The 12,878-nt window shown below is 62.5% G+C and carries 9 protein-coding genes; 2 read left to right on the top strand and 7 right to left on the bottom strand.

Features of this window, described 5'->3' with window-relative positions:
- Positions 1–19 precede the first annotated feature (19 nt).
- The 6 genes from FHR23_RS13145 to manD form a co-directional block, all read right to left on the bottom strand.
- Entirely contained in the window at positions 20–901 is an 882-nt protein-coding gene (locus FHR23_RS13145) for an SMP-30/gluconolactonase/LRE family protein (RefSeq protein WP_184004826.1), read from the bottom strand.
- Between the two features lie 3 nt (positions 902–904).
- Positions 905–1,708, bottom strand: a complete 804-nt coding sequence (gene xylB / locus FHR23_RS13140) for a D-xylose 1-dehydrogenase (protein ID WP_184004823.1) — start codon at positions 1,706–1,708, stop codon at positions 905–907.
- Positions 1,709–1,734: 26 nt separating this feature from the next.
- Positions 1,735–2,865: a fumarylacetoacetate hydrolase family protein gene (locus FHR23_RS13135; protein ID WP_425506371.1), complete on the bottom strand. Its 1,131-nt coding sequence runs from the start codon at positions 2,863–2,865 to the stop codon at positions 1,735–1,737.
- 138 nt (positions 2,866–3,003) lie between these two features.
- The gene (locus FHR23_RS13130) at positions 3,004–4,230 is read right to left on the bottom strand and encodes an SGNH/GDSL hydrolase family protein (protein WP_221227534.1); all 1,227 of its coding nucleotides are present in this window, start codon (positions 4,228–4,230) and stop codon (positions 3,004–3,006) included.
- A 21-nt stretch (positions 4,231–4,251) separates the two neighbouring features.
- A complete protein-coding gene (locus FHR23_RS13125) occupies positions 4,252–5,562 on the bottom strand; it encodes an MFS transporter (protein WP_184004912.1) in 1,311 nt (436 codons plus the stop codon).
- Positions 5,563–5,630: 68 nt separating this feature from the next.
- Positions 5,631–6,842, bottom strand: coding sequence for a D-mannonate dehydratase ManD (manD, locus tag FHR23_RS13120; RefSeq protein WP_184004814.1), 1,212 nt, complete (start codon positions 6,840–6,842; stop codon positions 5,631–5,633).
- 408 nt (positions 6,843–7,250) lie between these two features.
- Between manD and FHR23_RS13115 the strand changes: the two genes are divergently transcribed.
- On the top strand, positions 7,251–8,195 hold the full coding sequence (locus FHR23_RS13115) for a polysaccharide deacetylase family protein (protein ID WP_246359880.1): 945 nt from the start codon (positions 7,251–7,253) through the stop codon (positions 8,193–8,195).
- Between the two features lie 108 nt (positions 8,196–8,303).
- Positions 8,304–10,274: an OPT family oligopeptide transporter gene (locus FHR23_RS13110; RefSeq protein WP_184004810.1), complete on the top strand. Its 1,971-nt coding sequence runs from the start codon at positions 8,304–8,306 to the stop codon at positions 10,272–10,274.
- Positions 10,275–10,277: 3 nt separating this feature from the next.
- Here FHR23_RS13110 and FHR23_RS13105 read toward each other — a convergent pair whose 3' ends face one another.
- Entirely contained in the window at positions 10,278–12,767 is a 2,490-nt protein-coding gene (locus FHR23_RS13105; RefSeq protein WP_184004805.1) for a glycoside hydrolase family 9 protein, read from the bottom strand.
- Positions 12,768–12,878 lie beyond the last annotated feature (111 nt).

Raw genomic sequence — 12,878 nt, 5'->3', positions numbered from 1 at the left:
CGCCGCAATCCGCGAAGTCCTATTTATCGAGTTTCAACTCGGTACCGGAAATCCCGGGAACGTTCACCCGGAAGGTGAACAGATTGCCCGCTTCCGGCTGCTCTGCCAATTGTTCTTTGCTTAATCCCTTTCGGGCGGTCGTCGCATAGGCATCGCGACCGTCCGGGCCGCCAAGCGCAATCTTGGTCACGTTGGACGCCGGAAATTCAACCGTCTGGGTGCACTGCCCGTCGGATGCGTAGCGCCGTACCGCCGCGCCTCCGAAAAAGCCCAGCCATATGCCGCCCTCGGAATCACAGATCGCGCCGTCGGGATGGCCCTGAACGCTGTCGTCGAGGACCAGAAACGGACGTTTTTCGGTCAGCGTGCCCTCGGCTGTAATCGTATAGGCATCCACGCGCCGATCGGCGGTGTCGACGGCATACAGTGTCTTGCCGTCGGGTGCGATGGCGGGGCCGTTGGTAATGATGACCGGGTCAGCGCCGCTGTCGCGAATGACGCCGTTGGTGAAGGAATACAGATGCCCGGTGGCTGATTCCTCGGAATCGTCCATCGACCCGAACCACAGCCGCCCGGCGGGATCGACCGCTGCGTCATTCATGCGGTTGCCGGGCTTTTCCGGTTCGGCATCGCAAAGCTTCTCAAACGCGCCGCTCGCGGAATCGAACCGGTACAGCCCGTCCTGAACACCGGTCAGGAACCCGCCGCCCGCAATCGGCACGATCCAGCCGACCTGTCCCGGCGCATCCCAATGCTCCAGCTTCGCCGTGGCGGGATCATAGCGATAGACGCGCGGCGCCTTGATATCGACGAAATAGAGCGCGCTTTCGCGAGCGACCCAGATCGGCCCCTCGCCCAGCGTCGCGCCGACGTCGCAAATGCTGTGCGCCCGGCCCGTCATGTTTCAGCGCCAGCCGGCATCGACGAAATAATCATGGCCTGTGCACATCCGGGCATCTTCGGACGCGAGAAACAGGACCATCGCGGCGACATCGCTGGGCTGAATACGCCCGTCCAGGCATTGTTCGGATACAATTTCGGCCTCTCCTTCCGGTGTGTACCATTTCATCTGGCGCGGCGTCTGGACATTCCCCGGCACGACCGTGTTGACGCGAATATTGTCACGTCCGAGATCACGGGCCAGTGCGCGCGTCAGTCCTTCGATCGCCGCTTTCGCCGTCTGATACACAATCAGCTCGGGCAGGCCCAGATGCCAACTGATCGATCCGAAATTCACCACGGCACCGCCGCCTGCGCGCTTCATCGAAGGGGCGACGGCCTGAATCGCGAAGAAATGATGGCGCAGATTCACCGCCAGCCGTTCTTCCCAATATTCCGGCGTCACTTCGTCGATGCTGTGCCGGTCGTCATTCCCGGCATTGTTGACCAGCACGTCGATGCCGCCAAAAGTCTTTTCGACATCGGCGATCACCGCCTTGAACGCGTCCAGATCGACCAGATTGCACAGGTTGAATTCCGGGGCATAGCGCGCCGAGGGCGTCAACCGCTCGACCAGTTCCTCGCTGGCCTCCCCGGCAATATCGACAAAGGCGACGCGCGCGCCCTGCGCCACGAAGGCTTCGACCAGCCCGGCTCCGATACCCGAACCGCCACCGGTGATCAGCACGCGCTTATCCTGAAGGCTCGGGTAAATCGCCCGCTGCTCTGCCACCCTTGTCCGTTCTAACACCAATTCACTCTCCAACATCGTCACCCGTCCCCACCGGCAACCCTTTACTTCGCAAGCAGGCCACGCGCGGCCAGATTATGCATCAACGCACCAATTCCCATCGTCCACGGTGCCGCCTGTTTGCAGGTCACGACGCGGTTTACCAGCTTACCCAGTTTCGGCGACGCGATGGTGACGCTGTCCCCGACCTTGTGGGTAAAGCCCGCCCCCGGCTGATCGCGATCCTGAATCGGCGCGAACAACGTGCCGAGGAACAGGATGAACCCGTCGGGATAATGATGCTCACTCATCGTCTGCCGCAGCAAAACCGCCGGATCGCGGCTGATCTCCCGCATCGAACTGACACCGTCGAGCACATAACCGTCCTCGCCTTCGATCCGCAGCGTCACGTCGCAGGCGCGTACATCGTCGAGCGTGAAATTGTCGTCGAACAGACGGATGAACGGCCCCAGCGACGCAGAGGCGTTGTTATCCTTCGCCTTGCTGAGCAACAGCGCCGAACGCCCTTCGAAATCGCGCAGATTGACGTCATTGCCCAGCGTCGCGCCGACCGGCTCACCCTGCGCATCCGCCAGCAACGCGACTTCCGGTTCCGGATTGTTCCAGGTCGAATCCGACCGGATACCGATATCCGCACCCCAGCCGACCGTCGCCAGCGCGGGCGACTTGCTGAACACTTCCGCATCCGGCCCGATCGCGACTTCCAGATATTGCGACCACATGCCGTCTTCGATCAGTGCCGCCTTCAGATCGGCGGCCTCCTGCGATCCGGGCACGACCGAGCGGATCGATCCGCCGATACGCGCCTCCAGCCGTTCGCGTACCGCCGCCGCACCCCCGGCATCGCCCCGCGCACGTTCCTCGATCACGCGCTCGATCGCCGAAATCGCAAAGGTAACGCCCGCCGCTTTCACACATTGCAGGTCGATCGGGCTCAAAATCCGGTGCGATCCGTCCGGTGCCGCGGACAGCCCCAGTTCCGCAAGCGGTCCCAGCGACTGCCCCGCCGCGGAATCAAAGGCACGGTCGGCGACCAGCATCGAAACCGTGGGCGCAACCCGGCTCATATCGAAAACGATACCGGTATCGATCAGGACCGGCGTCGGCCCTTCCCCGGTATCGATCCGACCCAGCAGCTTCGCATCCTGCCAGCCTTCCGGCAGCGACGATTCCAGCGCTTCCCACGCATTCTTACTCAAACCCAACCCCCTGCTCATCAACACAGCACATTGTTAGCGATACCGTATGTATCCGTGCAACTGCGTCAAGTTTTGACCCGTTACCAGCGTCCCGATCCCCATTCCATGCGCAATTCAGTGAAACAGCGACAGTGAAATGGCATCCGCCATCGCCTTATACCCGACCGGCCCCGGATGCAGACCATCGCCTGAGTCGTATTTCGGGTTCAGGTTGCCGGGATGTTTCGGATCGCGCATGATCCGGTCGAAATCAATGACGGCGTCGAAATGCCCCGGCGTTCGTATCCATGCATTCACCTTTTGCCGATCCGCCTCGCTCATCGGACCGGGGTGGTAATATCCCGACTTGCCGTCGGGCATGATGGTGCCGCCGATCGCCTTGATCCCATGCGCACGCGCGCGCTCGACAATCTGCTGAAGCGCCCCGATCATATGCGCGACCAGCGCGTCATGGTCGGCCTGTGTCGTCGTCTTTTCGCGCGACAGTCCGCCAAGGTCGTTAATCCCCTCCAGCACGATCATATAGCGCACCCCCGGCTGGGCCAGCACGTCCCGATTGAAGCGCGCAAGCGCATTGGGACCAAGCCCGTCGGTCAGCAGATGATTGCCGCCGATGCCGAGATTAAGGACCGACAGATTGCGGGTCGTCGCCCCGGCCTGCAACCGTTTGGCCAGAAAGTCCGTCCAGCGATCATTGCCGTTGGTGGTGGAGGCATGGCCATCCGTAATCGAATCGCCCAGGGCAATGATTGCATGCGCCGGGCCTGGGGTTTCGACCGAAATCCCGGCAAGCTGAAACCAGTGATCGACCTTGAACGCATCGGGCATGTCGGCATCGGCCAGATGGTCGCCCTGCACGACATAGCTGGTGGCGCGCGATCCGGGATGGCTCGTCTCACGCGCGGGCGCTTTCGGCAGGTACATCGTCACGGCCAGGCTCGACAGCGGGCGCACCGCCATATTGACAGGGTCCGACCAGTAGGACGCGCCCGCCGGCACCACGACGCTGTCGCTGCCGTTAAAGGTCACGCGATGGTCGCTGCCCTGCACGATCCGCGCGCTTGCGGGATCGGCTGAATAGGCGACATGCACCCCGTCGATACGCAGCGGCTGCTTGCCGAAGGCATTCGACACCTGAATACGCATTTCCGGCCCGCCGATGCTGAGGTGCACGACCTGACGCAGCGTGGCGTCGGTCAGCTTTTCGGGCGGCAGCGCATTATTGGGCTCCGGAATCTGCTGTGCCGATGCCCAGCTTCCGGTCCATGCGCTGCCCCTGACCGGCGTCTGCGCGGCAACGGGGGTCGCGACCAGCGCCAGCCCTGCAACAATTCCCAGCATTCGCATTGACTTCTCCCGGTTTCAGTGTGTTGCAGTCTGCGCGTCGCCGGTCAGTTTCGACAGCGGCACGGGCGCATAGCGCGGCACGATGATGTGTACGACCAGCAGTGCCAGCAGATAGGCACAGGCGGCGGCGATGAAGATCGGCTGAAAACTGCCGACGGTTTCCAGAATGGCCCCTGCCGACTTCGCCATGATGAAGCCGCCGATGGCGCCCGACAATCCGCCGATGCCGACCACCGACCCCACCATCCGGCGCGGGAACAGATCGCCCGGCAGTGCATAGAGATTGGCCGAAAAGCCCTGATGCCCGGCACAGGCAAGGCCAATGAACAGCACCGCGATCCACATATTCGGCGCCTGAGTCGCAAAGGCGATCGGCACGGTGCACAGCGCGGAACAGAACATCGCGATCTTGCGCGCACGCCCCGTTTTGAACCCGCGCCCCAGCAGCCGCGAACTGATCCAGCCGCCGCCGATCGATCCGATATCGGCAAGCAGGTATACCGCCACCAGCGGCGGACCGAACTCGCTGAGCTTCAGGTCGAACCGGCGCGAAAAGAAATCGGGCAGCCAGAACAGGAAGGTCCACCAGAACGGATCGATCATGAAGCGGCCGGTGATATAGGCCCAGGCCTGACGATGCCGGAACATGCTGCCCCAGGACGGACGCGGCTGCCGGTCTTCCTCATCTTCGGTCAGCGTCGAATCGGACTCGATCCAGGCAACCTCTTCCGGCGTGACCGACGCCTTTTCGCGCGGGCGGCGATAGAAGATCAGCCAGCCGATCAGCCAGATGACCGACAGCGAACCGGTGACGTAAAAGGCCGCGCGCCAGCCAAGCTGCAACCCGACCACGATCCACGGCACCAGCAGCGGCGTGACGATCGCGCCGACATTCGACCCGGCATTGAAAATCCCGATCGCCAGCGCCCGTTCCCGCTTGGGGAACCATTCGCCGACCGTTTTCAGCGCGGCGGGAAACGTCGCCGCTTCGCCGATACCCAGCGGAATGCGCGCCCAGATCATGCCGGAGGTCGTGGTGAAGGCCGCGTGCATGACATGGCCCAGCGTCCACAACGCCATCGCCACGGCATAACCCAGCCGCGCCCCGATCCGGTCGATCACCCAGCCGGAAAAGACATAGGCGATGCCGTAGATAAGCTGAAAATAGGCGGCGAGGTTGGCATAGCCTTCCTCATCCCAGTGATAGCGCGTCGCCAGTTCGGGCTTGAGCACCGGCAGCACCAGCCGGTCGACATAGGACAATACGACCGCGAAAAACAGAAAGGCGCAGACGATCCAGCGCACCTTGCCCGAAGGCTTTGCCATCGGCGGACGCGGTACGTCCGATCCGGGCAGCGTGGCGGCGTCTGCGGCCTCCTTCACGGCATTATCTCCTACCAATGGAACATCGTCCCGTCCTCCAGGCGGTTCACCGGCAGATAGGCGCGTTTATATTCGTATTTCGCGGCCAGTTCCTCGTCGATATCGACGCCCAGTCCCGGCGCATCGCCGGGATGCATCAGCCCGTCGGCAAAGCGATAATGATGCGGGAAGACGGCATCGGTCTCTTCGGTGTGCCGCATATATTCCTGAATGCCGAAATTGGTGGTCGACAGGCCGAAATGCAGTGCCGCCGCCATACATACCGGCGACAGATCGGTGGCCCCGTGACAGCCGGTGCGTACATTGTACAGATCGGCAAAGCTCGCCAGCTTGCGCAGATGACTGATGCCGCCCGCATGCACGACGGTCGCGCGGATATAGTCGATCAGTTGCTCCTCGATCAGTTGCTTGGCATCCCAGATCGAGTTGAAGATTTCGCCCACCGCCAGCGGCGTGGTCGTATGCTGACGGATCAGGCGGAAATTGGCCTGCCCCTCCGCCGGGGTGGCGTCTTCCATCCAGAACAGGCGATAGGGTTCGAGATCCCTGCCGAGCCGCCCCGCTTCAATGGGGGTAAGCCGGTGATGCACGTCGTGCAGCAGGTGCACGTCCCAGCCCAGCGCGTCGCGCGCCGCGTCGAACAATGGCGGCACCGAACGCATATATTTGCTGGTCGACCAGACATTTTCGGTCGGCAGATCGGCATCGGCGGGTTCGTAGAAATAGCGATCCTTCGACACGCCATAGGTCGAATTCAGGCCAGGCACGCCGGATTGCAGGCGGATCGCCTTATATCCCAGCTCCTGATAATGGAGCGCGTTGTCGATCGTTTCCTCGATCGTTTTGCCGTTGGCATGGCCATACACCATGCACCCTTCGCGGCACGCCCCGCCCAGCAACTGATAGACCGGCAGCCCCGCCAGCTTGCCCTTGATATCCCACAGCGCGGTATCGACGGCGGCGATCGCCGACATCGTCACCGGCCCGCGCCGCCAATAGGCGCCGCGATAGAGAAACTGCCACACATCCTCGATCCGATGCGCGTCGCGCCCGATCAGACACGGAACGACATGGTCGTTCAGATAGGCCGCCACCGCCAGCTCGCGCCCGTTGAGCGTGGCGTCGCCCAGCCCGTACACGCCTTCGTCCGTTTCAATCTTCAACGTAACGAAATTCCGCCCCGGTGAAGTTACGATCACCTTCGCGGCAGTGATTTTAGGCATCGTTGCTCCTTAAAATGCGATGGCGCGCCTGCGCGCATCCAAAGGGGCGCCTCGCCATGCACGAGTCGCGTTCAAGTTCATTGGGGAGGAAAATGTCCGGCGTCCGTCGGGGAAGCGCTCCTTCCCGACGCCGGTCACGCGACGCATCGCACAATTCGGCCGCCCATGGCTGCGCCCTTTCGATCACCCTCTCCTTTCCGGTGAAAGTTTCACCCGGTTATGTCTGACTCTATTTTGATAGCGATACCAGATTCATTTTTGAAGGGAAATTGTCAATTGCCGCAAACGCATTTTGCGCGGCTCAGGATACGTGAACGATATTTTCCGCTCTACGCCCGCGCATCGGCCCTTGCGGAAAATCGGCGCCGCATAGTAGTGTTAGCGATAACCATAACGGAGAGGCTGAAGATGTTGAAGTTCGCGTGCGCTGGCATTGCCGCATTATCCCTGCTGGGCGTTTCTCAGATGGCGTCGGGTCAAACCCCTCCAAACGCCCCGGCACCCGCCTCTCCCGCGCCCCGGATTGCGTTGACGTTCGACGACATGCCCGCCCACGGCCCGTTGCCGCCCGGCGTCACCCGACTGGACGTGGTTCACGAAATCATCGCCGCCCTGAAAAAATATCACGCCCCCGCATTCGGCTTCATGAACGGCGGGTTCGGTGCCGACAATCCGCAATCGCCCAGGGTGCTCGCGGCCTGGCGCGCCGCCGGACACCCGATCGGCAATCACACCTACAACCATCTCAATCTCAACGAAAAAGGGGTTGCCGCCTTTGAAGCGCAAATGGAGAAAAACGTCCCGATCCTGAAAAAGCTGATGAAGGGGCATGACTGGCGCTGGCTGCGTTTTCCCTATCTGGCCGAGGGCAAGACGCCGCAGCAACGCGATTCGCTTCGCCACTATCTGGGGCAGCACGGCTATCGCATTGCCGCGGTTACGATGAGCTTCGGCGATTATGGCTGGAACGTGCCCTATGCCCGCTGCATGGAAAAGGGCAATCATCAGGCGGTCGGGCAACTGGAAGCAAGCTATCTCGGTGCCGCGCGCGAACAGGCGCTCAAGGAACGCAAACTGTCGCACGAACTGTACGGCCGCGACATTCCCTATGTGCTGCTGATGCATCTGGGCGCGTTCGATGCGCACATGCTGCCGCGCCTGCTGAAGCTTTACCATTCGATGGGCTTCACCTTCATCAGCCTGCCCAAGGCCGAGTCCGACCCCTTCTACAAAACCGCGACCGATATGAGCCTGCCCGGACCGTCGCCGAGTCTGGAAGCGGCCGCACGCGCCCGGAACATTGCCGTTCCGCCGACGAAGATCGGCCTGCCCGACGCGAATATGTGCGGATAGGGGGCGACACCCCGTTGAAAACGCCACCTCGGGTTTCCCCTAGGCGCAGGACAGGCGGCATGGCATGAAGCGGGCACGCAACAATCATGCAAAGGGTCGGGGATCAGGATGGCGAGCACGGTGGAAGAGGCGAAGCGGGGGTCTTCGCCGGTAGAGCTTACGCTGCGCGGGGTCATTCTGGGCGGCATCATCACGCTGCTGTTCACCGCCGCCAATGTCTATCTGGGTCTGAAGGTCGGGCTGACCTTCGCCACCTCGATTCCCGCCGCCGTCATCTCCATGGCGGTGCTGCGCGGGTTCAGAGATTCGACGATCTACGAGAATAATATCGTCCAGACCGTCGCCAGTGCGGCGGGCACGCTGGCGGCGATCATCTTCGTGCTTCCCGGCCTCGTCATGATCGGCTGGTGGCAGGGCTTTCCCTATTGGACGACCGCCGCGATCACCGGCACCGGCGGCATATTGGGCGTGCTGTTTTCGGTACCGCTGCGCCGCGCGCTCGTCGTCGATACCGACCTGCCCTACCCCGAAGGAAAGGCCGCGGCAGAGGTACTGAAGGTCGGTTCCGAATCGCGTGAAGGTGCGGTGGAAAGCGCCAAGGGGCTGAGCGTGCTGCTGTGGAACGGCATCATCAGCATGGGCTATGCCATCGCGACGCAGACAAAGCTGGTGGCGAGCGAGGCGACCAAATGGTTTCGTGTCGGCGGCGGTGCGACGGGCGGTGGCTTCACGCTCTCCTTCGCCTTGCTGGGCGTCGGCCATCTGGTCGGCATTTCGGTGGGCGTGGCGATGTTCATCGGCGTGATCGTCAGTTCGGGCATCCTGCTCCCCATCCTGACGACGCAACACCCCCTGCCCGGCGGCCCCGAAGCATGGGCGGGGCAGATTTTCGGCGACGATGTCCGGTTTTTCGGTGCGGGCGTGATTGGCGTCGCGGCGATCTGGACGCTGTTGCGCATCGCAGGTCCGGTGATCGGCGGCATCCGTTCCGCCATGGCCGCCAGTCGCGCGCGCCATGCGGGCGAGGCACTGGCGCTGGAAGAACGCGACCTGCCGATCGCGGTGGTCGGCGCGGGCGCGGTGGCGATGCTGCTGCCCATCGCCATCCTGTTGTGGAGCCTGATCCGCAGCGGGCCGCTGGCGGGATCGGAAATCGTGCTGATCGCGGGCGCGCTGGCCTTCGTGATCGTCATCGGCCTGCTGATCGCGGCGGTGTGCGGCTATATGGCCGGGCTGATCGGGGCGTCGAACTCCCCCGTTTCGGGGATCGGCATCCTGTCCGTTGTCGCCGCCGCGCTGATGCTGGTCGGGCTGTTCGGGCGCGACCAGCCGACGGGCACCACCGACGCGCTGATCGCCTATGCGCTGATCGTCACCGGCATCGTGTTCGGCGTCGCGACGATTTCGAACGATAATCTGCAAGACCTGAAGACCGGCCAACTGGTCGGTGCGACGCCATGGAAGCAACAGGTCGCGCTGGTCATCGGCGTGGTGTTCGGCAGCCTCATCATCCCGCCGGTGCTCGACCTGCTCAACACCGCTTTCGGCTTTGCCGGTGCTCCCGGTGCCGGGCCGGATGCACTGCCCGCGCCACAGGCGGCGCTGATCTCCGCACTGGCGAAGGGTGTGCTGGGCGGCAATCTGAACTGGGCGATGATCGGCTGGGGGGCGGTGGCCGGCGTGATCTTCGTGGTGCTGGACGAAGTGCTGGGGATGCTGGGACGGATGCGCCTGCCCCCGCTGGCGGTCGGCATCGGCATTTACCTGCCGATGAGTCTGATTCTGCCGGTATCGGCGGGCGCGCTGATCGGCTGGTTCTACGACCGCTGGGCGGCGGGACGCGCCGACCCCGAATTCGCGCAGCGCATGGGCGTGCTGACCGCGACCGGGATGATCGTCGGCGAAAGCCTGTGGGGCGTCCTCTTCGCCGGGATCGTCGCCGCCAGCGGAAACGACAGTCCGCTCGCGCTGGTCGGGGACGGGTTCGAAGGCCCCGCGCTGATCGGCGGGGTCATCATTTTCGTCGCGCTGGTCGTACTGCTCTATCGGCGCACGCGCAGGCTGGTCGTCAGCGACTGACGCCTATTTCTCGTCCTTCGTCACCGCAATCGCGGCATTGGCGGCAAGGATATAGGCGGCCGTGGTGCTGACCGTATATTCATTCTCGAACCACAGGAACGGCCAGTGCGTCTTTTCCTCCGGGAAGTCGGGTTTGATGACGATCACGCCCGGCACCATCCCGCCGGGGACAAAGCTGTAATCGGCACGATTGTGGCCATAGCCGATCAGTTTCGAATTGGTGCCCACCGTCGATACCAGCGACAGATTGGTCGCGGGATGGCGGCCCAGCATGTAATCCAGAGCGTGCAGCGTATATTCCGGCCCGACAATCTGCGGGAACGTCTTGTGCAGCAGATACATGGTGGAACCGAACGCCGCGACCTGCGCCGACCCGGCCCAGCTTCCCATGCTGATCGGCACGCCGAAGGGGTTGTCGGCGATGGTGCTGTCGACCTTTGCCTTATACGCCTTCACCATCGGCTCCAGCGCGGCGCGATAGTCTGCATCCATATACGGGATCGCACGGATGGCGGCACCGCCGATAAAGTCGAAATGCTGTTTGATCGCGGGCATGAGCTGTTTCAGCCGCGCGCGATAGACCGGATCGCCCCTGGTGGTAATCAGCAGTTCGATCGTCGCCGACGCATCCGAAATCGTCAGGAAGCGTCCGCCGTCGCGGCCATCGCCCTGCGGCGCATTCGCCCCCATGCGTGAACGCTGCTTCTGCCACATATCCTTGGCCGCGGCGAGCGCCTGTGCCGCCATCTTCGGATCGCTGTCGTGCAGCGCACGCGCCGATGCGGCCAGCGCTGCCGCGACGGCCAGATCATTGGCCGGAAGGTCGGTGGTGAAGGCCCAGCGGTCGTCCGGCTTGCCCGAATACCCGCCCCTGGTCTGCAACGGCCCCAGCTTGGGATCGTAGATCAGCCGGTCGGTCTGCGACGCGGCATCGCCCAGATGGGTATATTGTTTCAGCGTCGGCGACACGATGCCGACGATCGCATGGCCGAACACCTTATATTGCGCGAGCAACTGGATGGTGCCGTGGCGGATCTGCTGCAGCACGTCCTGCTTGCCGTCGGGCTTGCGGATCTGGACATAGCGCGCCGGTTCGTCGACCGTGGTTTCATCCCAGTTCATGCCGAACAGTTCATGTCCCCAGACCAGATCGCGGATAACCATCGCGTTGCTGGGCGTCTGAATGTCGTAATCGCCCGCATCCTGCCAGCCGCCGATGTTCAGGCCGGGAATATGCTGCCCCGCCTTATAGGGGGAATCGAGGTTCGGCCCCATCTTGTAGCCGTCGAAATGGACGATATTGGGCGGTGCCTGCCGCGCATCGTCCAGATGCGACGGCCCCTGCCAGATGCGATATTGTTCGCGCACCTCCATATGATCCATCTGCTCGGCCAGATAGGTGTCGAGCGACGTCTGCCAGATATGCGCATAGGCCTTGGGCGAGATCGGGAAGGGATCGGTCGTATGCCCGGCATAGGAAATCGCATAGAGGCCCGGCGTATGCACGCTGGAGAAATCGAACGCGGCATAGTCATAGCGCAGCCACTTGCCCCATGGCTTCACCTTCGCGGTCAGCACCGGTTGCGGCGTACCATCCTCGGTCAGGCGCACCAGCGTCGCTTCGGCGGGTGCCTTGAAATGGGGGTCCAGCTCGATCATCGCGACCTTGCTGCGATCGGGCGTATAGCCCGCCTGATTATAGGACACGACCGGCTGACGCACCCAGTCCTTGATGACGTGCGGACGCACATGCCAGACCACGGCATTGTCCTTCGCCCCCGCCGGGATCATCGAACGGACCACGAACCAGCCATTCTGCGCCCGGTTGCGCGCATCGTACAGCGCCAGCGGCGCTCCGTCCGATGTGATGGTGACGCGCGTTTTCGGGTCTTCGGGCGACAGCGTTATCGACTTGCCGCCGGATGCCAGTGGCATCGGATCGCCCGACCCGTCCTTCTTCATCGGCCCGTCGGGATCGCGCGGGAACAGCCCCGGCGCACCGTCCATCATATAGGTCTTGCCGAAATAGGCGGTGGGAATGAAATCGAGGTTGAACCCCGCCTTACCCGCAAGATCGGCAGGCAGCGGCTTGTCGAGATTGACCGCGATGCGAAAGCCGTCACCCTCCGCCGTTACCGAGACGTGATAGTCCAGCCCCTGCTTCTTGTAAGCGGAATGAACAATGACCTGATTGGGTTCGCTGCCCAGTCTGCGGTCGAGAAAGGCAGGAACCGGATCCCATTGTTCCGGCGTCGGGTTAAGGCGAACATCGCCGTCGGTGGCGATACGATCGCCATGCAGAATGATCTGAATACCCGCATTTTTTTCGTCGAAGAAGATCGGGCTGAACTTGTTCTGGTCGATAATGACGCTCAACCCTTGCGTTTCAAGGGTTTGCTGGGGACTGACCTTCAACGTCTGCGCATCGATATGATAGGGCGAAATCACTGCGCACGCCGTTACGGCCAGCGCGACCAAAGTCCGACTCTTCATCTTTCCTCTCCCTGATATCGCTACCATATCTTCTTGGAGAGTAATTGCAATAGATCGTCGGAAACCGCTCTAATGACACCGGGTTTTTTCCTTGCCGCGGCGCAGTATTTA

Source organism: Stakelama sediminis, from assembly GCF_014199335.1.
Classification (GTDB): domain Bacteria; phylum Pseudomonadota; class Alphaproteobacteria; order Sphingomonadales; family Sphingomonadaceae; genus Sphingomonas; species Sphingomonas sediminis.
This window is presented reverse-complemented; position numbering and strand designations above follow the sequence as displayed.

Bases quoted from the DNA above. Each gene is read 5' to 3' on its own strand.
- manD (WP_184004814.1), bottom strand. From the start codon at position 6,842: ATGCCTAAAATCACTGCCGCGAAGGTGATCGTAACTTCACCGGGGCGG.
- xylB (WP_184004823.1), bottom strand. From the start codon at position 1,708: ATGTTGGAGAGTGAATTGGTGTTAGAACGGACAAGGGTGGCAGAGCAG.
- FHR23_RS13130 (WP_221227534.1), bottom strand. From the start codon at position 4,230: ATGCTGGGAATTGTTGCAGGGCTGGCGCTGGTCGCGACCCCCGTTGCC.
- FHR23_RS13105 (WP_184004805.1), bottom strand. From the start codon at position 12,767: ATGAAGAGTCGGACTTTGGTCGCGCTGGCCGTAACGGCGTGCGCAGTG.
- FHR23_RS13125 (WP_184004912.1), bottom strand. From the start codon at position 5,562: ATGGCAAAGCCTTCGGGCAAGGTGCGCTGGATCGTCTGCGCCTTTCTG.
- FHR23_RS13145 (WP_184004826.1), bottom strand. From the start codon at position 901: ATGACGGGCCGGGCGCACAGCATTTGCGACGTCGGCGCGACGCTGGGC.
- FHR23_RS13115 (WP_246359880.1), top strand. From the start codon at position 7,251: ATGTTGAAGTTCGCGTGCGCTGGCATTGCCGCATTATCCCTGCTGGGC.
- FHR23_RS13110 (WP_184004810.1), top strand. From the start codon at position 8,304: ATGGCGAGCACGGTGGAAGAGGCGAAGCGGGGGTCTTCGCCGGTAGAG.